The organism is Actinoplanes sp. NPDC051513, assembly GCF_044454685.1.
GTDB lineage: Bacteria > Actinomycetota > Actinomycetes > Mycobacteriales > Micromonosporaceae > Actinoplanes.
Genome location: NZ_JBITDW010000011.1, coordinates 1 through 21,730 on the forward strand (window position 1 = coordinate 1; position 21,730 = coordinate 21,730).

Annotated in this window: 16 protein-coding genes; 5 read left to right on the top strand and 11 right to left on the bottom strand. The window is 69.0% G+C overall.

Annotated features, from left to right (window positions below):
- The 3 genes from ACIA5D_RS30665 to ACIA5D_RS30675 all read left to right on the top strand — a co-directional run.
- The coding region (locus tag ACIA5D_RS30665) for a ricin-type beta-trefoil lectin domain protein (protein ID WP_396033816.1) at positions 1-713 on the top strand (713 nt) is incomplete at its 5' end.
- Between the two features lie 79 nt (positions 714-792).
- Positions 793-1,560, top strand: coding sequence for a FadR/GntR family transcriptional regulator (locus ACIA5D_RS30670; RefSeq protein WP_396033817.1), 768 nt, complete (start codon positions 793-795; stop codon positions 1,558-1,560).
- 10 nt (positions 1,561-1,570) lie between these two features.
- On the top strand, positions 1,571-2,323 hold the full coding sequence (locus tag ACIA5D_RS30675; protein ID WP_396033818.1) for a FadR/GntR family transcriptional regulator: 753 nt from the start codon (positions 1,571-1,573) through the stop codon (positions 2,321-2,323).
- A gap of 19 nt (positions 2,324-2,342) precedes the next feature.
- On the opposite strand, the gene ACIA5D_RS30680 is transcribed toward ACIA5D_RS30675, so the two are convergent.
- From ACIA5D_RS30680 to ACIA5D_RS30700, 5 genes are all read right to left on the bottom strand, one after another.
- Positions 2,343-3,170: an amidohydrolase family protein gene (locus tag ACIA5D_RS30680; RefSeq protein WP_396033819.1), complete on the bottom strand. Its 828-nt coding sequence runs from the start codon at positions 3,168-3,170 to the stop codon at positions 2,343-2,345.
- On the bottom strand, positions 3,167-4,321 hold the full coding sequence (locus tag ACIA5D_RS30685) for a mandelate racemase/muconate lactonizing enzyme family protein (protein ID WP_396033820.1): 1,155 nt from the start codon (positions 4,319-4,321) through the stop codon (positions 3,167-3,169). The genes ACIA5D_RS30680 and ACIA5D_RS30685 overlap by 4 nt, the downstream gene beginning before the upstream one ends.
- A gap of 28 nt (positions 4,322-4,349) precedes the next feature.
- The gene (locus ACIA5D_RS30690) at positions 4,350-5,249 is read right to left on the bottom strand and encodes a carbohydrate ABC transporter permease (protein ID WP_396033821.1); all 900 of its coding nucleotides are present in this window, start codon (positions 5,247-5,249) and stop codon (positions 4,350-4,352) included.
- 3 nt (positions 5,250-5,252) lie between these two features.
- Positions 5,253-6,098 (bottom strand): carbohydrate ABC transporter permease, encoded by an 846-nt coding sequence (locus tag ACIA5D_RS30695; protein WP_396033822.1) that lies wholly within the window; start codon positions 6,096-6,098, stop codon positions 5,253-5,255.
- An 83-nt stretch (positions 6,099-6,181) separates the two neighbouring features.
- A complete protein-coding gene (locus ACIA5D_RS30700) occupies positions 6,182-7,540 on the bottom strand; it encodes an ABC transporter substrate-binding protein (protein ID WP_396033823.1) in 1,359 nt (452 codons plus the stop codon).
- Between the two features lie 112 nt (positions 7,541-7,652).
- Here ACIA5D_RS30700 and ACIA5D_RS30705 point away from each other — a divergent pair, with 112 nt between their 5' ends.
- Both ACIA5D_RS30705 and ACIA5D_RS30710 read left to right on the top strand, forming a co-directional pair.
- A complete protein-coding gene (locus ACIA5D_RS30705) occupies positions 7,653-8,681 on the top strand; it encodes a zinc-binding dehydrogenase (protein ID WP_396033824.1) in 1,029 nt (342 codons plus the stop codon).
- Complete coding sequence (locus ACIA5D_RS30710) at positions 8,678-9,433, top strand: SDR family oxidoreductase (protein ID WP_396033825.1); 756 nt, start codon at positions 8,678-8,680, stop codon at positions 9,431-9,433. The genes ACIA5D_RS30705 and ACIA5D_RS30710 overlap by 4 nt, the downstream gene beginning before the upstream one ends.
- A gap of 54 nt (positions 9,434-9,487) precedes the next feature.
- Here ACIA5D_RS30710 and ACIA5D_RS30715 read toward each other — a convergent pair whose 3' ends face one another.
- The 6 genes from ACIA5D_RS30715 to ACIA5D_RS30740 form a co-directional block, all read right to left on the bottom strand.
- The gene (locus tag ACIA5D_RS30715) at positions 9,488-11,509 is read right to left on the bottom strand and encodes a right-handed parallel beta-helix repeat-containing protein (protein WP_396033827.1); all 2,022 of its coding nucleotides are present in this window, start codon (positions 11,507-11,509) and stop codon (positions 9,488-9,490) included.
- Positions 11,510-11,688: 179 nt separating this feature from the next.
- Positions 11,689-14,064, bottom strand: coding sequence for a ricin-type beta-trefoil lectin domain protein (locus ACIA5D_RS30720; protein WP_396033828.1), 2,376 nt, complete (start codon positions 14,062-14,064; stop codon positions 11,689-11,691).
- The gene (locus ACIA5D_RS30725; RefSeq protein WP_396033829.1) at positions 14,061-16,424 is read right to left on the bottom strand and encodes an RICIN domain-containing protein; all 2,364 of its coding nucleotides are present in this window, start codon (positions 16,422-16,424) and stop codon (positions 14,061-14,063) included. Before ACIA5D_RS30725 ends, ACIA5D_RS30720 begins: the two co-directional genes overlap by 4 nt.
- 37 nt (positions 16,425-16,461) lie before the next feature.
- Positions 16,462-18,423: an alpha-L-fucosidase gene (locus ACIA5D_RS30730; protein ID WP_396033830.1), complete on the bottom strand. Its 1,962-nt coding sequence runs from the start codon at positions 18,421-18,423 to the stop codon at positions 16,462-16,464.
- A 14-nt stretch (positions 18,424-18,437) separates the two neighbouring features.
- Entirely contained in the window at positions 18,438-19,889 is a 1,452-nt protein-coding gene (locus ACIA5D_RS30735) for an arabinofuranosidase catalytic domain-containing protein (RefSeq protein WP_396033831.1), read from the bottom strand.
- A gap of 20 nt (positions 19,890-19,909) precedes the next feature.
- Entirely contained in the window at positions 19,910-21,721 is a 1,812-nt protein-coding gene (locus ACIA5D_RS30740) for a family 43 glycosylhydrolase (RefSeq protein ID WP_396033832.1), read from the bottom strand.
- Between the last annotated feature and the right edge of the window lie 9 nt (positions 21,722-21,730).

The window sequence follows — 21,730 nt, forward strand, 5'->3', positions numbered from 1 at the left end:
CGCTGCCCAGCAACTTCCAGACCACCCTGTCGAGCTTTGCCGCCCTGGGCGTGGACGTGGCCCTGACCGAGGCCGACGTCACCAACGCCTCGACCTCCCAGTACGCCGGGCTGACCCAGGCCTGCCTCAACGTGTCCCGCTGCATCGGCATCACGGTCTGGGGCGTCCGGGACAGCGACTCCTGGCGCTCCGGCGAGAGCCCGCTGCTGTTCGACGGCAGCGGCAACAAGAAGGCCGCGTACACCTCGGTGCTCAACGCCCTCAACTCGGCCGGCCCGGTCAACCCGTCCTCGCCGACGCCGTCCGGCAGCAGCTCCTCGCCCTCGACCCCGCCGAGCGGCGGCGGCCGGATCGTCGGCGCCCAGTCCGGCCGGTGCATCGACGTGCCGAGCTCGTCGCAGACCAACGGCACCCGGGTCCAGCTCTACGACTGCAACGGCCAGAGCAACCAGGCCTGGACCCTCACCTCGAGCAGACAGCTGACCGTGTACGGCAGCAGGTGCCTGGACGCCGCCGGCTCGGGCAACGGCTCGGCCGTGCAGATCTACAGCTGCAACGGGCAAGCCAACCAGCAGTGGAACGTGAACTCCAACGGCACCATCACCGGCGTTCAGTCCGGACGCTGCCTTGACGTCTGGGGAACCGGAAACGGCCAGCAGGTGCAGATCTACGACTGCAGCGGGCAGGCCAACCAGAGGTTCAGCCTGAGCTGATCACGGCGAGTCGGCAGCGAAGAGTTGATACGTATTATGTCTGAGGATGGTGGCTACAGCGCACCGGAGGACAGACAGCATGACGGGATCAACGGTGAGCAGGGCCTTTCCGCCCGCGCGGCCGAGGCGACCGGCCAACCTCGCGCAGGCGATCACGGCCGAGCTCGTGGAGAGCATCGTGCACGGCGTCCATCCGCCGGGCACCAGCCTGCCGCCTGAGCCGGTCCTGGTCGAGGGCTTCGGGGTCAGCCGGACGGTCGTACGCGAAGCCGTGAAGCTCCTCCAGGAAAAGGGGCTGGTGCAGGTCCGCCAAGGTTCCGGGACGGTCGTCACGTCGCCGGCCAACTGGGACATGCTGGACGAGCTCGTGCTGAGCGCGACCATCGCCGAGGACGACGGCGTGATCGTCCTCGACGACCTCGTCGCCACGCGCCGGGTGCTGGAGGCGGACATGGCCAACGTGACCGCGCGAATGGCCGGGCCGGAGGTCATCGAGCGGCTGGCGGCGCTCGTCGACCAGATGGACGGCCTGGTCGACGACCACGTCTCGTACGCCGACCACGACCGCTCGTTCCACGACACCATCATGCGGGCATCCGGGAATCGCATCGCCCGTGCCGTGGTGCGCTCGCTCGAGAGCCAGGTGATCAACACCGCGCGCTACATGGGCCGGCCGGAGCGAGCCCTGTGCGTGGCTTCCAACCAGGGTCACCGCCGCATCTACGAGTGCATCGCGGCTCGGGACCCGGGCCGCGCCGCCGAGGCCATGTTCACGCACATCACCGAGGCCTGGCTCGTTCGCCGCGGCGGTCCCGGCGACCCGGCCCGGCTGCAGCGCGATGGGTAAGGTACCAGCCATGACGGCCCCATCCGACGCGTTCAAGCTCCCTCCTCGCCGCCGCGCCGAGAGGCTGAGCGTCGCGGTCGTGGCCGAGCTGGTCGAGCTGATCGTCACCGGGCAGCTGGCCGAGGGCGAGCTGCTGCCGCCCGAGGGGCCGCTCAGCGAGCACTTCGGCGTGAGCCGCACGGTGATCCGCGAGTCGGCCAAGCGGCTCGAGGAGAAGGGCCTGCTGATCGTCAGTCAGGGGCGCGGAACGCAGGTGGCGCGATCCGGGTCGTGGAACATGCTGGACCCGACCGTGCTCTCCGCGCTCATCGACAACGACGAGTCGCTGGGCGTGCTGGACGAGCTGACCATCGTGCGGGGAAACCTGGAGGCCGCCATGGCCGCCGCGGTGGCCGCCAACCGCACGCCCGAGGAGCTGACCCGCGTCGAGAACGCGCTGCAGGTGATGCGGCAAATGCAGCACGAGAGCGATTCCTTCAACGAGGCGGACGTGGTCTTCCACCTCACGGTGATGGAGCTTTCCCGGAACCGCCTGGCCGAGAACATCACCAAGCGCCTGTACCGGCGGGCGTTGGAGAGCACGAGGTACCACGGGATGCAGTACGAGGGCGCCTTCAGCTCGACCCTCGACCAGCACGCCATGGTCGTCGACGCGATCGCCCGCCAGGACGTCGCCGCGGCGGAACAGGCGATGCGCGACCACATCATCGGCTCCTGGCAGCGACGCCGGTTCGACCCCGCCCGCGGCGAGCCGGAGGCCTAGATCTGCCTCGTCCCGTCCGTCATCGGCCGAGCCGGTAGAAGGCCGCGCCGGTCTCGGAGAGGATCGCCGCGCGCTCGGCCGGGCTCAGCTCGGCGACCAGCGTGTCGACCGTCTCCCGCCAGCGGACGGCGCCCACGCCCAACTCGGCGACCGGCCAGTCGGATCCGTACATGAGCCGCCGCGGGCCGAAGAACTCGAGCGCGGCATCCATCGCGCGACGCACGCCGTCCGGATCGTCCGTCACGAGCCCGGCCAGTCCGGAGACCTTGGCCCAGGTGTTGGGGCGGCGGGCCAGATCGCGCAGGTTCCCGGCCCAGACCTGGGCGTCGTCCGCTTCGGCGACCCCGCCGAGGTGATCGACGACGAAGCCGACGTCGGCACGCGCCCCGGCAAGCGAGGCGGCCAGCGGCAGCTGCCACCACCGCAGCACCAGGTCGAAGCCGAGGCCGCGTTCACCCAGCCGGGCCAGACCCGCCTCGACCGCGGGCCGGGCCAGCCAGGCGGGATCGGGATCGAGATGCACCAGATGCCGGATCCCGACGAGCCGGCCCGGCGCCACGGCATCGAGCTCGTCGAGCTGCCCGGCCGGGTCGGCGGTGAGGTCGATCCAGCCCACCACTCCGGCGATGCCCGGCGTGCGGTGCCCCAGCAGGCGCCGCGTCTCGGCGGCGCTGTTGCTGGACTGCACCACCACCGCTGCGCCCATGCCGGTCGCCTTGAGCATCCGTTCCAGATCGCCGGGGAGGAAGTCGCGGTCGATCGCCGGCATCGTCGCCGGGTCGATCCACGGTTGCGGATCGGTCGTCCGGTCCCAGAGGTGGACATGGCTGTCCAGGGCCGGCCTCACGACCGGTCACGGGGCGAGTCGGGAACCAGGCGCAGCCCGGCGCGGCTGGGCCGGACGTGCGGCCCCGCGTCCTGTGCGGGCGCGTCGCCGGCCCGGGCGGCGACGATCTGCTCCTCGTCGACCCGGATCCCGATTCCCGGTTCGTCGCCCAGAACGATCCCGCCGTCGCAGTACTCCTGGTCCACGTGGAGGCCGATCGGTGAGGTGAGGCCTTGGACCTCGAAGGCCAGATGGTTCGGTACGGCCGCGGCCGCGTGCGCCACCGGGTTGGTGTGGTAGGCCACCGGGCTGACCGGCAGGTCGCGGCTGTGCGCCACCGCGGCCACCCGGAGGAAATGGGTGATGCCCCATACGTTGCCCACCTGCACGATGTCGACCGCGTCGGCGTCCAGCAACGGCCGGTACTGCTCGAGGCCGGTGAGGTTCTCGCCGGTCGCGACGGCGGCCCGGATACCCCGGCGCACCGAGGCGAGCCCGGCGGCGTCCCACCGGCGCACCGGCTCCTCGATCCAGGCGAGATCGACCTTGCGCTCCAGCGCGGTCACGTACCGGACGGCCTGCGAGCGGTTCCAGGATTCGTTGGCGTCGAACATGAGGCCGGGGTTTGTCGAGTTGCGGCCGAGCAGGTCACGCAGGATCTGCAGCCGGCGGAGGTCGCCGGTCAGGTCCCGGCCGCCCTTGAGCTTGCCGCTGCTGAATCCACGGTCGGCGAACTCCGAGTAGAGGTGGACCAGCCCCTCGTCGTCGAGCGCGATGTCGAGGCCGGAGGCATAACCCGGCACGAACCGGTCGAGGGCGCCGAGCGTACGCCACAGGGGCTCGCCCGCGGCCTTCGCCTTGAGATCCCACAGTGCCATGTCGATCGCGCCGATCGCGCCGAACGTCGCGCCCGCATGCCCGGTCTTGAAGACCCAGGCGAGCATCCGGTCGTAGAGCGCCGAAACGCCCCGCGGGTCCTGCCCTTCCACGGCGTCGAAGACTCGATCGATGTCGCCGTGCGGGCCGACGCCAACACCGTCGATTCCGGCGTCGGTCTCCAGGATCAGCACGTGTACGTCGGTGCGTGGCCGGGACATCACTCCGTTGGCGTCGCCGATCAGCCGCCCCCAGTCGTGCTCGGTCGTCAGGCTACGGTATCCGGTGACCTTCACAGTTGCTCCTTCTCGGCAGGTGTTCGGCTCATTCCTTCGTGCCGCCCGCCGTCATGCCGGCGACGAGGAAACGCTGGGAGAAGAGGAAGACGATCAGCACCGGCAGCACCGAGATCACCGTCGCCAGCGCGAGGGTCGGCAGCTGTACGGATTGCGTCCCGGCGGAACTGGGATTGAACGCCGGCGTGGACGCGAGCAGGGACGTGAGTCCCACCTGGATCGGATATCCGTCGCTGGAGGGCAGCATCACGAACGGCAGGAAGAAGTTGTTCCAGCTCTGCACGAAGCTGAAGAAGGCGACGAGGGCGACGATCGGGGCGGCCAGCGGCAGGGCCACCCGGGCGAACACCTGGAACTCCGAGCATCCGTCGATCCGGGCCGCGGAGAGCAGGTCCCGCGGGATGCTCGTCGAGAAATAGATGTAGGTGAGGTAGACCCCGAACGGGAAGAACGACATCGGCAGGATCACCGAGAGCGGGCTGCCGATCAGGCCCAGGGTGTTCAACTCCAGGAAGATGGGCAGGACGAGCGCGGTGTTCGGGATCAGCATGACGATCAGGGTGAGGATCAGCAACAGCCGCCGGAACCGGAACTGGGTCAGGGCCAGCGCGTAGCCGGCCGGGATGCTGGCGATCAGGGTGATCACCAGCGCGCCCACCGAATACAGCGCCGAGTTGGCCACCCAGGTCGTGACCGCGCCGTCCTGGAACGCGAAGAGCTGGTGCCAGTTGGTTCTCAGGTCGCCGAGCGCGCCCGGGGCGAACGGGTTACGCACGATGAGGTCACGCGCCGACTTCGTCGTCGCCAGCAGCAGCCAGACGATCGGGATGACGAAGAACAGCACGAAGATCGCGAGGACGACCCCGACGATCGTACGGCCGCTCCAGCCGCCGAGACCGGACTGCCGGCCGGTTGTTGCTGTCGTCATTGCTCAGTCCGTCTCGAACAGGCCGCCGCGCAACACGAACACCGCCGAGAGCGCGAGGGCGATGACCAGCAGCAGCAACGAGATGGCCGCCGCGCCGTTGAAGTCGTTCTGCTGGAACGCGTACTGATAGGCAAGCTGGTTGAGCGAATAGTCGTTGGGCACGACCGCGTTGCTGGCCTGCGACAGCAGTTGCGGCTCGACGAAGAGCTGGGTGCCCGCGGCGAGCGACATGATCCCCATGTACGAGATCCACTTGCGCAGCATCGGCAGCTGGATGCGCCAGGCGATCTGGATCGGGCCGGCGCCGTCGATGCGGGCGGCCTCGATCACCTCGGCGCTGATGTTGTTGAGCGCGCCGTACATGATCACAATCCAGCCGCCGGCGCCGGTCCAGAACGCGATGATGGCGAAGATCAGTGGCAGGTGGGCGGGCACGATGACCTGGACGAAGCTGGAGAGGCCCAGAAGCCGCAGCAGGCCGCCGACCGGGCTGGCGGTCGGGTCCAGCAGGAACAGCCAGAGCAGCACGCTCGACGCGCCCGCCAGCGCCCCGGGGAGATAGAAGACCAGCCGCAGGCTGCTGCCGAGCCAGCGCAACCGGATGGCGTGCACGGCGACCGCGAGGACCGTCACGAGCACGACCAGCGCGATCAGCCAGATCACCAGGAAGTACGCGACGTGCCCGACGGCGGGCAGGAAGCGGAAGTCGTCGACGACCTTGCTGAAGTTGGCCAGCCCGGCGAAGCCGCCGTTCTCGTCGGTGAAGGCGAGGTACAGCGCGTACAGGGCGGGCAGGATCCCGAAGGCCACGGTCAGGGCCGTGTAGAGGGCGACGAAGCCGTAGCTCATCGCGCTCCGGCCGCCGCCGGATCGCCGGCCACCCGGCCGGCGGCGTGGGAGCGCCGCCGGCCGTGCGGTCTGTTCCAGAGCGGTCATTTGACCGTGTAGCCGTTGACCTGGGCCTGGTTCTTGATCGCCGTTTCCCATTCGGGAAGCATGGCGACCAGGCTCTTGCCGTCGGCGATGGCCGGGGTCATGGTCTTGGCCCAGATCGCCTCCTGGCTGAAGATCCCGGAACCCCAGCCGTCCCAGATCTCCGTGCCGGCCTTGATGATCGGCTGCAGGTCGGTCGCGTAGTAGCCGCTCGACTCCTGCTTCTTGACCCATTTGTCGGCGGCGGCCGCGAAGGCCGGGTAACCGGGTGCCAGGTTCACCTGGTAGTCGTCGGCAGTGGTGACGAACTCGGCGAACTTCGCCGCGGCCTTCAGGTTCTTCGCATGGCTGCTGATGAACCATGTTCCGCCACCGACGTTGCCGGTCACCGCGGTGTCGCCCTGCCAGGCCGGCGGGGCGGCGACGCCGAGCTGCCCCTTGGGCACGTTCAGCGACTGCGGGTTGTTGAAGATGGCGCCGGCATACCAGGCCGGGCCGGGCATCATCAGGACCTTGCCCGAGTACTTCTTGACGAACTCGGGCGTGAAGACGCTGACGTTGGGGGTGGTGCCGTTCTTGATGAGGGTGTCGAGCATGGAGGCGGCCCGCTTGCACTCCGTCGTGTCGGTGTCGACCGTGACGGACGTGGGGCCGGTGACGCCGTTCGCCTGGCACTTGCTGGCCCAGAAGAAGACCTCCGGGGTCCACGCGTCGCCGACGGTCCCGACGATGTAGCCCGGGTGCTCCCGCGCCACCTTCTCGCCGAGCGCCTGGTATTCCTCCCAGGTCGTCGGCACCGCGTAGCCGAACTTCGTCAGCAGGCTCTTGTTGTACCAGAGCACCGCCTGAGCGAGATCGTTGCGCAGGCAGTAGACCTTGCCCTCCACCGTGCACGGGTCGAGCGAGCCGGGCGTGAACCCGTCGAGCGTGGCCTTGGGGACCAGCCCGCCGCCGAGTACCGCGGCGAACGCCTGCTTGCCGCCGGACTTCTGGCTCGCCCACGCCGCATCGTTGTTCTGGGTCGAGAACACGACGTCGGGCCAGCCACTGCCGGCCCGGTCGAACAGTTGCATCTTGGTGCGGAACGAGTTGGACCCGTTCGCGGAGCCGTCGTAGGTGACCACCTTGATCGGCACGTCGGGGTTGGCCTTCTTGAAGGCGTCCGCCGCGCCCGAGCGGTCGGCGTCCACCCACACCGTGATCTCGGCCTTGTCGTCCTGAGCGACCTGCGGAAAGCCGTAGGAGCCGGCCGAGTCGCCGCCACCTTTGCTGCCGCCTCCGCAGGCGGCCAGCGCCAAGGCGAGGGCTAGAACCCCGGCGCCGCCGATGACGCGTGAAGATCGTGCGATTCCACCCATATTGAGGTCCTTTGTTGGAGAGACCGTATTGACGGGGAGTTGATCGCCACGAAATATAAGAGCATACGTATGATGTTTGCAAGAGCTTCCGAGCACGAGAAGGGACGTCCGGATGAAGGCTGCGGCATACCTGGGCCACGGTCGCCTGGAGACGGTGACGCTCGACGCCGAGCCGCCCGGCCCCGGCGAGCTGCAGATCGCGGTCGCCTACTGCGGCCTCTGCGGGACCGACCTGCACATCGCCCACGGCGACATGGACGCGCGAGTCCGGACTCCGCTGGTCTTCGGCCACGAGACCTCCGGCACGGTGGCCGCGATCGGCGCCGGCGTGCAAGGTTGGTCGATCGGCGACCCGCTCACGGTGATGCCGCTGATCTGGGACGGCACCTGCGCCGCCTGCCTCGCCGGTCATCAGCACATCTGCCAGAACCTGGTCTTCGTCGGCATCGACTCGCCCGGCGGTCTCCAGCAGCGCTGGAACGTGCCGTCGTCGATCGCCGTGCCGCTTCCGCCGGGCCTGGATCTGAGGATCGCCGCGCTGGTCGAGCCGGTCGCCGTGGCGGTGCACGACGTGCGGCGATCGGAGCTCCAGATCGGCGACCGCGCGGTCGTGCTCGGCGGCGGCCCGATCGGGGTGCTCATCGCCACCGTCGCGCGGGAGGCCGGCGCCGACGTCCTCGTCGCGGAGGTCGACGCCACGCGCCGCGGCCGGATCGCCGCGCTCGGATTCCGGGTGGTCGATCCCGGATCGGAGGACCTGGATCGGCTGGTGGAGCGATGGACCGGCGGGGTCGGGGCGGACGTCGTGTTCGAGGTGTCCGGCGCAGCGGCCGCGGCCCGGTCCACGACCGCGCTGGCCAAGGTCCGGGGCACCATCGTCGTCGTCGCCATCCACGCCGCGCCGCGCGAGATCGACCTGCAGCGGGTGTTCTGGCGTGAGCTGCGGCTGCTCGGCACCCGGGTCTACCAACGCTCCGACTTCGATCGTGCCGTCGAGTTGCTCATGGCCGGCCCGATCCCGGCCGAGGCCCTCATCTCCGCCGTCGTCCCGCTGGCGGAGACGGCTTCCGCGATCGAGGAGCTCTCGGCCGGGCGGGCCATGAAGATCCTGGTCGACGTGGCCGGGGAGGCACGGGCGTGAGCGGCCTGTTCGACCTTCACGGGCGCCTCGCCGTCGTCACCGGCGCGCGCCGCGGCATCGGCCGCGCCATGGCCGAGGCGCTCGCCGGGGCGGGCGCGGACATCATCGGTGTCAGCGCGACGCTGCGGGACGACGACGAGGTCGCCTCGTCCGTGCGGAGGCTCGGCCGTTCGTTCGACGGACACGCGGTGGACTTCGCCGACCGCGGCGCCGTGCTGGCGCTCGGCGACGAGCTGGCCGAGCGGGCGCCGGACATCCTGGTCAACAACGCGGGAACGATCGAACGCGCGCCCGCCGCGCAGCATCCGCTGCAGTGGTGGGACCGGGTGCTCGAGGTGAACCTGTCCAGCCAGTTCGCCCTGACCCAGGTGCTCTCCCAGCCGATGCTGGCACGCGGCAGCGGCAAGATCGTGTTCACCGCGAGCATGTTGAGCTTCCAGGGCGGCATCAACGTGCCGGGCTACACGGCGGCGAAGTCGGGCATCGCCGGCCTGACCCGGGCCCTGGCCAACGAGTGGGCCGGCCAGGGAGTCAACGTCAACGCCATCGCACCGGGTTACATCGCCACCGACAACACCGAGGCGCTGCGCGCCGACCCGGAACGGTCGCGATCGATCCTGGACCGGATCCCCGCGGGCCGATGGGGACGCGCCGACGACCTCGCGGGCGCGGTGGTCTTCCTCTGCTCGGCCGCGTCCGACTACGTCTCCGGCGCGATCCTCGCGGTGGACGGCGGCTGGCTCGGCCGCTGATCCCCGTGCCGGGGTGGGGTAGCCGGCCGGCTCCCCCACCCCGGCGCGCCGGACTCAGGGCGTGACGCCCGGGAAGGTGCGCAGCGCGGGCTCGATGCCGGCGTTCGCGATCACCTGCTGAGCGTCGGCCGGCCATGCGGTGCCGGTCACCTGCACGTTGTCGATGAGCTGGTTGTTGTGTTGCGCGGCGTTGGGCGTCTGCGTGACACCCGAGTTGTACCAGTTGTGCTGAAGCACGTTGTCGCTCGTGTTGTTGATCGTCCCGTAGGAGTTGGTGAACACCCACACCCCGCAGTCCTGGACGACGTTGTTCCTCGCGGTCACGTACCGCGATCCCTCGTCCAGGTAGAGCCCCACGGTGCGCTGAGTGTCGTAGATGTAGTTCCCGCTGAAGACGGCGCCGGGGTTCGCGGACAGGTTGTAGAGGCTTCCACCGTCGTGGAACACCTTCTTGACGCCGTGGATGCGGTTGTCGACGACCTGGGTGTCCCGGAGCGTCGTAGGGGTCGTATAGATCGGCTGATACGCGTAGAGGCCGCGGTTCTGGTAGTCCTGGCTGCCACCCGCGTCGTTGGCTCCCCAGCCCCACCCGACGTCGATGCCGTCGTAGGCGAGGTTCGACACCTCGTTGTTGGCGATCACGGTGTGGTCGGCGTAGGTGGAGAGGATGCCGGACATCTCCTTGTAGTCCTTGGCGACATCCGTCACGAGGTTGTTGTCGATGGTGACGTCGCGCAGGACCATCGCCGGATCGCTGGGATGATGCGCGTCGGGCTGCACCCCGCCCGCCACAACGCCCGCGCCGCCGAGATCGGTGAACAGGTTGTGGTGCACCGTCACCTCACTCGCGCCCAGGCCGATCCCGGCACCGTTGGCGTTGGCGTCCAGGCCGATGCCCAGCCCCACCTGCCCGAGGTGGGCGAACGTGTTGCCGGCGAAGCGGATCCGGGTGGCGGCCGCCACCTGAACTGCCGCCGGCACCTGATTCCACCCGTTGCGGGCCCCCTCGAACTGCGGGCAACCGGACTGGCAGCTGGTCAGGTAGTCGGCCGGCTGGGGGTACGCCCTCGGGATGAAGGCGCCGTTCTGCTGGTCGGCGTAGCCGATTGCCGTGCCCGGCGACAGCCAGGTGGAGTACGAGAGCTGGATGCCGGCGAACGACAGGTCATGCACCGGATGGGTGTAGGTGCCCGCGATCTGCACCAGCGACTCGAGTGACGGCAGCACGAAGGACTGGTCGTTCGGGTTCTCGCCGGCGGCGGCACGGTAGTACAGCCGGCCGGCGGCCGGGTCCAGATACCACTGTCCCTCCTGGAGGAACGCGTACGCGTTCTCCAGGAAGAGCTGCCCGCCCGCGAACGGGCGCGCCAGCGTGTCGTAGCCCCAGTTGTTGTTCTGCCAGGCGGGCTGCTGCATGGTGATCGTCGTCCCGCTGATGCTCTGCACCGGCGCGTACCGATCGGTGAACGACCCCTGGCTCTCGACCTCGATCCGGCTCTGATCCGGCAGGGTCGCGAGATAGCTCAGCGCGGGATTGTTCATCTGCAGGCCGGACGGCGTGACGGTGACGTCGCTGCGGGAGATCTTGATCGCGGCCCGCGGCGCCGCCAGGTCGTTCCGGTAGAGCTGGCGGCTGTCGCTCCCCTTGGGCACGCGAGCGACGAAGATGTTCTTGCCGGCGTCGTACGGCCGCCAGCCGGTCACGTCGCGCCCACCCGAGACGACCGGATGCGCGCCGGGCGCCGCGGTCCAGATCACCGGCTTCGCCCGGGTGCCCGAGTCGGCGGCGGTGAACCGCAGCGGCCGCTGGAGTTGGTAGGTGCCGCTCTTCAGCACGACGGTGACCGCGCTGCCGGCACGGGCCGCCGCGCGCGCCCTGGCCTGGGCGGCGGCCAACGTGCGCAGCGGCTTGGCGGGGGTGCCGCGGTGATGGTCGTTGCCGGTGGGCGAGACGACGATGGTGGTGGTCCGGCCCGGATGCCAGGGAGCGGCGAGCGCCGGCCCGGCGTTGAGGGTCAGTGCGGTGACGGTGACAAGGCCGGCACATGCGGCGGATGCCACGAGGCGTGATCTCACCTGTTGCTGCCTCTTTTCTGGACGGTTACCAGCGAAACATGAGACGTGTGATGTATTACGTCTACTAGCGACGCTGATGCACGTCAAGGGGCGCGACGTCAGAGGGCTGGGAATCCCCCTGCCTGGATCCCCAGCCCCCTGAGCTCTTGCGCCGCCGGACGGCGGCCGTCACCGACCCCTCAGGACCTGATCCACTGCTGGTTGCTGCCGCCGTTGCAGGTCCACAGCTCGATCGCCGCGCCGTTGGTGGTCGCCGCGCCGGTCACGTCCAGGCACAGGCTGGATGCGACGCCCGTGATGGTGCCGTCGGAATTGACCCGCCATTGCTGGTTGGCCGCGCCCGTACAGGACCAGATCCGGATCCGGGCGCCGGTGGCGGCGCTCGGCGCGTCGAGGCACTTGTTGCCGTACACGGTGAGCTGGTTGGTGGAGGTCAGCGTCCATCGCTGGTTGGCGCCGCCGTTGCAGTCCCAGATCTGCACGGTAGCCCCGTCGGACTGGCTCTGCGCGTTGACGTCCAGGCACCGGTTGGAGCCCGCGCCGCGGATCTCCCCGGTGGCGCCGGGGCCGCCTCCGAGCGGGGTGACCGACAGGTTGTCGAACTGGGCCGTCACGCCCTGGCCGGTGGCGTACCCGATCTGGCCGGCCACCCACGTGGAGTCGGATACGGTGCCCACGGTGGCGCCGTCGATGGCGGCGGTCAGGGTGCTGCCGTTGAGGGTGAGCGACAGCTTGTGCCAGCGGCCGGTGCCCAGGGCCGGCACGGTGCCGCTGACCAGAGTGCGCTGGTTGCCGCTGGTGCTGTTGCTGCGGATGGACCACGAGCCGTTGTCGGCCACCCGCAGGTAGTAGGCGTTGAGGTTCTGCGGGCCCTCGTGGTTGTAGTTCGTGGCCCGGCCGACGAGCTGGGCGTAGCCGGACTTCTCCAGCATGACGTCGGAGGAGACGGTGTAGTTGCGCCAGCTGAGGTCGCCCAGCAGGCTGAACGGCTCGGCGTGGCCCGAGGTCCAGAAGATCGGCGTCTGCTCGGACATCTGGCGTACGCATTGACCGGTACGACCGCCGCCGCAGGCCGCCACCTCGAACGAGCCCTGGTGGTCCATCAGGTACTTCGCTTCTCGCCCGCTCTGGTAGCTGTCGAAGTCATCGCCGTAGGGCAGGGCGAGGCTGCCCTGCGCCGGGCTGGTCGCAGCGCCCTTGCCCTGGCCCGTCGTGGTGGTGAGGCTGTAGACGTAACCCGGCTGGACCGTCAGCGAGAACGTCCCGTTGGACGGGGTGATGTCGCTGCGCTTGACGAAGTGGTCGGCCGGGTTGGTCGACCTGACGTTGGTGGACCACACGTGCACGGTCCCGGTCGACAAGCCGCCGGTGGCGGTGAGCGTGAGGTCCTGCGCCGAGGTGGCGTCCATCGTCTCGATGACCGTGCTGTAGTCGCTGTTGTTGGTGGACTTCAGCGAGACGTAGCTGCCGTTGCTGCGGTTGCCGCCGAGGTAGCCGCTGGCCCCGTCCAGGTATCGCCAGCCAGGCGCGGTGAACTGGGTGGTGTGGGCCATGACCCAGGTGTTCCGGCCGATCGAGTAATAGCCCGACCAGGGTTGCGGCGCTACCGCGACACCCGTGGTCCCCCACGGGACGTTCGGTGTGATGGCGGCGATGACCGGCCAGTTGAGGTAGGCGGTCATCTTCCCGTCGATGTAGTCACGGTTGATGCCGCGGGCCAGGGCCGGCGCGCCGGCGTTGTAGTCGTCGGAGCCGTTCTCGCTGGCCCACAGCGCCTTGCCGGAGTTCACGGCGGTCGTCGAGCTCGGGCAGTCGGTCTGCGCGCTGCGGTAGCCGCAGACGTAGTGGCTGCCGAACACCGACACGGCGGCGGCGAAGGCGGAGTCGCGCTGCGCGTCGTCCGCCGATCCCCAGCCGAACTCGTCGGAGGCCACGATCTTCACGTTCGGGTACCCGCGCGCGTTCAGCGCCGAGCGCAGGTTCTTGTACCAGGTCAGATCCCGGCCGCGTTCGTTCCAGCCGCCGAGATAGTCGATCGTCAGCCCGTGCGAGGCGGCACAGCCGAGCCAAGCGATCAGGTAGTCGATCGCATCGCTGGACCAGAAGTTGCCGTTGCCGATCCAGCCGGGCGCGCCCCACGACAACCCGACGAGCTTGATGTTCGGGTTACGCGCCTTCGCCTGACCCATCAGCCACCACTCGTACCCGCGGTCGCAGTTGACGTTGCCGCGGGTGTGCTCGTGGCTCGGTTCCGCGCCGGAGGTCGAGTTGGTGTCCCCGCCGATCTCCACCTTCATGATCTGCATCGCCGCGCCGTAGCCCGGCTTGAACAGGTAGTCGAGGATGTCGCTGCGCTGAGGCTCCGGGTAGTCGAACAGCAGGCGGCTGTTGCCGCCGCCACCGCTGATGGCCCCGACGCCGTCGAAGGTCCGTCCACCCGACGTGCCATTGATGGTGATCGCCGTCGCCGCCTGTGCCGGCGCCGGGAACGCGACCAGCAGGCCGGCCAGCACCACCAGCAGTACGGCCGCCGCCGGCCAACCGCGTGTTCTCATGAGAAGCCCTTCCACTGCTGATTGGCGCCGCCGTGGCAGGTCCAGAGATCGACCTTGGTGCCGTTCGCGGTCGCGTTGCCGATGGCGTCGAGGCACAGCCCGGACTGCACGCCGGTGATGGTGCCGTTGGCGTTGAGGTTCCACTGCTGATTGGCCTGCGTGGCGCAGTCCCAGACGATCACCGCGGTGCCGCTGGCGGTGCCCTGTCCGGACGCGTCGAGGCACTTGTTCCCGTACACCCTCAGCTGTTTGCCGGTGGTGTAGGTCCACTGCTGGCTCGTCCCGGTCCCGCAGTCCCACAGCTGCGACTGGACACCGTTGGCGCCGGTGCCGGCATCGAGGCAGCGCCCGGACTGAACGCCGGTGATCCGCAGGCTCTGCCCGCTGCCCCCGCTCTGTGGCCCGGCCGCCGACATCACGGCCTGCGCGCCCGAGGGCCAGTTGCCGTTCGTCACCGTCACGTTCCCCGACACGACGTTGCCGCGGTCGCCGTTGGTGACGTTCGTGCTGCCGTTGGTCGACCAGTTGCCGGTGACGGTGAAGTTGCCCATGTTCTCGGCGAACCAGTAATTGGCGGTGGCCCAGGTGCCGGTGGAGGAGAAGACGTTGGTGCGGGCGGTGTAGTAGCGCGAACCCTCGTCGAAGTAGAGCCCGAAGAAGCCGTTGGTCCGCAGGCAGTAGTTGTCGCTGATCAGGCTGCCGGGATTGGCCGACAGCGTGTAGATGCAGCCGCCGTCGTTCATCTGCTGCATGACGTCGTGCACGTAGTTGCCGACGAGCTGGTTGCCGGACGCGGTGGTGGCCGTCGAGTAGCGCGGCTGGTAGTTGTACAGCCCTCGGTCGGCATAGTGGTTGCTGCCACCGGCGTCGTTGGAGCCCCAGCCGTAACCGATGGACATCCCGGTGTACGGCAGGTTGTAGACCTCGTTGTGCGACACGGTGGCGTTGGTGACGTACGTGGCGAGGACCGACACGATGCCGCGATGGTCGGTGCCCAGGTCGTGCAGGCGGTTGTTGCTGATGGTGATGTCCCGGTTGACCATCCGGGTGTCGCCCGGATGGTGGGCGTCGGCCCGCACTCCGCCGACGACGATGCCGCCGGCGACGTCCCGGGCGATCTCGGACCGGGTGACCGTGATGTTGCTCGTACCCAGCCCGACGCCGCTGCCGTGGGCGCTGGGGTCGTTACCGATGCCGATCGCTGTCTGCCCCAGATTCAGGAACTGGGAATCGGTGAACGTGATGTTGTTGGCCGCGGAGACCTGCACGGCGGCGGGCGACTGCACCCAGTTCGGTCGCGTGGCCTCGAACTGGGTGCAGCCGTCATGGCAGGAGCTGAAACTGGGCCAGTTCCAGGTGCCGGAGATGTAGGCGCCGGTCTGCTGGTCGGCGTACCCCTGGCTGCTGCTCGGCCCGAGCCAGCTCGTGCCGGTGAAGGTGATCCCGCTGAAGGTGATGTGGTGCGCGGGTGCGTCGTAGGTGCCGCCGACCTGAACCAGGGACTGAAGCGTCGGCAGCTCCACAGCGGCGGTGCTCATGCTCTGCCCGGCGAGCGGGATGTAGGACAGCGCGCCGGTTCCGGGATCGAGGTACCACTCCCCCGGCGAGTCCAGGAACTCGTAGGCGTTGCTCAGGTAGAGCGGGCCGGCCCGGTGCGGCTGGGTGAAGGTGTCGTACCCGAAGTTGTTGTTGCTCCACCCGGGTTGCTGCATCGTGATCAGGTTGCCGTTGATGCGTTGCACCGACACGTACCGATCGGTGAAGGAGTTGATGCTCTCCATCTGGATGCGGCTCTGGTTCGCCAGGTTGTTCAGGTAGCTCAGGGCGCTGTTGGTGAAGCGCAGACCGGTGCTGTCCGCGGTGAAGTCGGCCCGGTTGACCTGGGTGCGGGCCCGCGTGGCCACGGCGCCGTTGACATAGAGCTGGCGGCTGTCGATCCCGGCGCCCACGTTGGCCCGCCAGATGTTGCGGCCGGAGTCGGCGAGCGACCACCCGGTGACCGCCCGGGCGCCGCTGATCACGGGATGGGCCGACGGAGCGGCTTGCCACACCACACGGTAGCCGTTCGTGCCGGAGTCGGCGGCGGTCAGCCGCAACGGCGACGACTGCCGGTAGACCCCGTCGGCCAACTGGACGACGATGTCGCCGGACATCGAGCTGGTCAGTGACCGCACCGCCGTCTGGGCCGCGGTCAGCGAGCACGGTTGGGCGGCGGTGCAACTGGTCCCGCTACCGGACGGAGCGGCGTAGATGGTGGCGCCGGCGGCGAAGGCCGGCCCGGACTGGGCCGCCACGGCGACGGCCGCGGCCACGGTGGTCAGCGCGGCCGTCGCGGCCACGGTCAGCATCGGTCGGGGCACGGAGTTCTCCCTGTCGGGGTCGAGGGCGGATCGGCCGTCAGACCGCGGCGATCGTCCATTGCAGATTCGTGCTGGCGTCGGGCGCCCAGAGCTTCACCGGCGCGCCGACGGTGCTGACTCCGCCGCTGTCGAGGGCCGTGCCCGTACCCCGGTTGATGATCTGGTAGCGGCCGCCGCCCATGTCGTTGAGCCGCCACTGCTGGTTGTTCCCGCCGTTCCAGGAGGTCTCGATCGCCATGGCGCCGTTGGTGGTGTTGCCACCGCTGTCGGCGACCAGTCCGTTGGTCCGGTTGACCAGGCGGTACCAGCCGCTGCCGAGCGCCACCAGCTGCCAATGCAGGTTGGTGCTGCCGTCGTAGTTCCACTGCTTGAGCTGCGAGCCGGACGCGACGTTGCCGCCGCCGTCCAGGACCAGGCCCGTGGCGACGTTGGTGATTCTCGCCCAGCCGGTGGGTAGGCCGGTGCTGCCGGAACCGAGCGCGGGGATGGTCCCCGAGAAGGTCAGCTTCAGCACGTAGGCCGGGGCGCTGTACGGGGTGGTGGAGGGCAGAGTGATGTGCAGGCCGCCGCCGTCCTGGGTGCGGGTGGGAAGGTCGATGTAGGTGCCGGCGGTGCTGCCCAGCAACTGCACCGAGGTCAGGGTGCCGAGGTTGATCCGGTTGGAGCTCAACGTGGTGAGGTGCGCGGTCCCGCCGGGCCAGCCGAGCAGGGTGGCGTACAGGACGCGGCTGTCCTTGCTGCGGGTGAAGCGGACGTCCTGCGAGGTTCCGGTCCGCGGTGTCTGGAACGTTCCCCCGCCCATCTGGGTGGGCCCCTCGCCGAAGGCGGACCAGGCCCGGGTGGCGTAGATCGACTCGCCGAAACGCTTCAGATAGTCGCCGATGCCGCGCAGGATCGTCTGCTGCCCGGACGGGATCGTGCCGTCGGCCATCGGCGCGATGTTGAGGACCATGTTGCCGTTCTTGCTCACCCGGTCGATGAGCGCGTGCAGCAGCGCGTTGGTCGGGTAGTAGCCGATCCCGACGGTGTAGCACCAGCTCGAGCTGCTGATGCTGTCATCCGTCAACCAGTACGGCGTCTGGATGCCGGCCGGGCCGCCCCGCTCGAAGTCGAAGACCTCGCCGCGGTTGTTGAAGCCGTCCTTGTAGGTCGCGACGACTTCCCTGTCCCACGCGATCGCCCGGTTGTAGTAGTAGGCCAGGAAGTCCAGCCGCCGGGACTCGGGCAGCTGCGTGAGGTTGAAGTCCTGCCAGATGATGTCGGGCTGGTAACCGTCGATGACCTCGCGCAGCTTGTCGTACCAGAGCTGTTGCTCGGCCGAAGCGCCCAGCTGGCCATAGAGCTTCCGCAGGCCGGCGTCCGACTGGCTGGGCACCCACTGGTAGAAACCGGTGAAGTTGTACGCGTGGTGCATCGCGACCATGAGTTTGAGGCCCTTGCCGCGGATGGCGTCGGCGTGCAGGCGCAACAGGTCCAGGCGAGGACCCCGCGTCACCGAGTTCCACTCGTTGACGCTGCTGTTCCACATCGAGAAGCCGTCGTGGTGCTCGGCGACCGGTCCGGCGAACTTCGCACCGGCGTCGGCGAAGAGCTGGGCCCAGGCGCCGGGGTCGAACGCGCCCCCGGCCGAGGCCAGCTTGGGGGCGAACTGGACCCAGTTGCCGGCCTTGTCGCGCGCGCCGTTGATGAAGTTGTGGTACGGCCACGCCGACGGATCCCCGTACACGGCCTTGTGATGGTTGTTCTCGTTCGAGCCGTTGTTGTACATGTTCCGCGGATACCACTCGTTGACGTAGGCGGGAACGCTGAACGCTCCCCAGTGGTAGTAGATCCCGAACTTGGCGTCCTGGAACCATTCCGGCGCCGGCGGATGCTGGTCGACCGACGACCACGAGGCGGAGTAACTGGACGGTGCGGCGAGGGCGGGCTTCACGCGCAGAAGGCCGGCCGCGCCGACAGCGGTGGCGGCGGTAAGGAAGGCCCGTCGAGTGGCGGTCATGGGATCACTCCTTGTCAGCGATAGCCGGCGGCGACGATGTTGGCGTGCACGGCGTTCTCGGTGGCATCGGACGGGTAGCCGGCCACCATGGCGCCCTCGTAGAAGGTCCCGGCGCTCAGGTTCGCGCCGCCGTCGGGCTTGCAGCAGTCACCGCCGCTGCCGAGCACGATCGCGCCCTGCTTCTTCATCGGGTTGTATCCCGAGGGAAGGGCGCCGTCCCAGAGCGTCACCAGGCTGCCGGACTGCGCGTCGCTGCCCTTGATGGCGAACCGCGAGGTTCCGTTGTTCTTGAGCGTCGCGGTCACGAACTTGCTGGTGAAGGCCCGCTGGTTCGGGTTCCACGAGGTGCTGCCGCCGGGGAAGAGACCCCATTCGAGGTCGGCCTGCACCCACGGACCGGTTCCCGAACAGCCGCCGAACCAGCACTGCTTGCCGAAGTTGATGGCGTCCATCGCGCCGGCGGCGTCGGCCTTGCGGGTGGTCTCGCTGTTGCCGTAGTCGAAGCAGCATCCGCTGTTGACGTGGGTGCCGCTGGTGACCATGTACATGCCTTCCGGCGCGCTGCCGGTGGGTACGCCGGTCAGATGCCCGTCGCGCCAGTAGCTGTTGCCGGGGTTGATGTACAGGGAGTAGGCCTTGGCGCCGCCGACGCTCAGCGACTCGGTTGTCGCGACGGCCGGCTTGCTCTGCGGTGACCCGGGCACCGCTGAGGATCCCTGGTACCAAAGATCGTTGCCGTGGCCGGACTGGTCGTACACCACGGTGACCACGCACGTCGTCGAGGCGCAGAAGGAGTCCTGACCGGCGGCGTCGGCCGCGCCGTTGCTGAGCGCGCCGATGTTCCGGGTGCCGCTGTCGGAGGCGCGCCGCACCTGGTAGAGGTTGCCGCGGTAGGAGCCGTAAAGCGCCCGCACCGTGCTGTGGGCGGCCACGCAGGGAGTGCCGCCGGCGGCATAGAGGTCGCAAGGCCCGCCGGCCGCGGTCGAGGTGCCCTGGCTCCACCGCTGATTGGCCTGGCCGTTGCAGGACCAGAGAATGATCTTCGTGCCGTTCGCGGTGGCCGCCCCGTTCGCGTCGAGGCAAAGGCCCGACTGAACGCCGGTGACGGTGCCGTCGGCGTTCACGTTCCACTGCTGGTTGGTCTGGCCGTTGCAGTCCCAGATGACGACGGCGGTGCCGTTGGTGGTGCCCCGGCCGGACGCGTCGAGGCACTTGTTGCCGTACACGGTGAGTTGTTTGGTGGTGGTGTAGGTCCAGGACTGGTTGGCGGCGCCGGTGCAGTCGTAGAGCTGCGTCTGCGCGCCGTTGGTGGTGCTGGAGTTCGGGACGTCGAGGCAGCGTCCCGACGCCGCGCCGACGATGCGGGCCGGGGTGCCCACGACGGCGGCCGAGGCCGCTTGCTGGGTGACGGTGACGGCTGTGGCGGCGAGGATGAGGCTCACCGCGGTACCGACGATAAGACGCACGGTTCCTCCTAAAGTGGTCACTACTGGAGCGACACGTCGTCGAGGTAGTAGCCGTCGGTGCCGGAGTCGGTCTCGACGTAGAACGTGGCGCTCGACAGGGTCCCGCTCCACGACACCGCGGCCGTGCCGGACAGTTGCGTCCAGCCGCTGGAGTTGACCGTCGTCGAGGGGGTCAGCGACACGTAGCTGGTCGAGCCGCCCGCCGTGATTGCCAGCGTGGCGCGGGCCGCCGGGGTGCCGCTCTGGGTCCGCACCCAGGCGCTCGCGGTGTAGGTCTTGCCGTTGGTCAAGCGGGACGTCACGTCCTGCGCGATGCCGTTCCACGACGCCGTGCGGCCGGTGATCGCCAGTGACCGGGTTCCGCCGTGCGCCACGCTCGTGTTCGACGTCAGCGTCCCGGCGCCGAACAGTCGCCAGCCGGTGGCGCCGTTCTCGGTGTTGCCGTTGGAGATCGCGTCGGTGGTGGCGGCCGACCCGCTGAACTGCCACCAGTTCACGTTGAACAGCGAGCCCCCGCCACCGGTGAATCGCAGGTACAGGTCCTGCGTGCCGGTGGCGCCGCTGACCGGGCAGGTGACCGTCGTCCACGTCTGCCAGCCGCCGGTGCCGGGGACCGTGCAGGTTCCGACCACCGCGCCGGTCGGGCTGCCGAGACGGAGCTCGATGGTGCCACCGGACGCGGCCGAGGCGACCCGCGCGGAGAACGAGGTCGCGCCGCCGCCGAAGGCGACGCCCTTCACCTTGATGTAGTCGCCGTTGTCGATGTAACCGACGTTCATGCCGCCCTCGCTGGCGGGCTCCGTCTCCACCCCGCTCTCCCAGGCGATGGTCTCGGCCTCCTGGCGCACGTACGGGTTGAGCGTGCCGACCTGGGGTGCGCCCGCGCTGGTCATGGTGATCGTCGGGATGGTGCCGTCGGAGTTGTAGCTGAACTTCTCCACCGCCACGGACCGGGTGTAGCCGCCGCCTGCGGGCAGTGCTCCGTTGTGGTAGAAGAAGTACGATCCGCCGTTGAAGTCGATCACGCCGGGGTGGTTGGTGAAGCTGCTGCCCTGGGTCGGCATGACCGTGCCGCGGTAGGTCCACGGCCCGGTCGGCCCGGTCGCGGTCGAGTACGCGATGAACTCCGAGCAGCACTTCGCCGCGAAGACGATGTAGTACAGGCCGTTGCGCTTGTACACCCACGGCCCCTCTTCGAAGAGCGTCGGGCGGTTGGCGTCACCGGTACGGGCGCCGAAGCCGGCCGTGGTCAGAGTGATCTTGGTGGGGCTTCCCGAGTACGAGGTCATGTCGGCGTTCAGCCGGACGTACCAGAGGTCGGGGTTTCCCCAGTACAGGTACGCCTGTCCGTCGTCGTCGACGAACACGGTCGGGTCGATCTGGCCGTTGCTGACCAGGGGACGGCCGATCGCGTCGGTGAAGGGCCCGGTAGGGCTGTTCGAGACAGCCACGCCGATGCCCATCTGCCCGGTGGCCCGCACGGTCATCGGCACGTACCAGTAGAACTTGCCGTTGCGGTAGACGGTCTGCCCGGCCCAGGCGTTGGCGCTGGCCCAGCTGAAGCTGGCCAGGTTCAGCGGCGAGCCGTGGTCGGTCCAGTTGACCATGTCGGCCGACGACCAGACCCGCCACTCCTTCATCGTGAAGTAGGTGGAGTTGTCCTCGTCGTGCCCGGTGTAGAGGTAGACGCGGCCGTTGTAGACCAGCGGCGCCGGGTCGGCTGTGTAGATGGTCTGGACGATCGGGTTGTCGGCGTGGGCGGCCGGCGCGAGCAGGGCGGCGAGGCACAGCATCGCGACTGTCATGAGGCCGCCGATGAGCTTCGAGCGCAAGGAGACTCC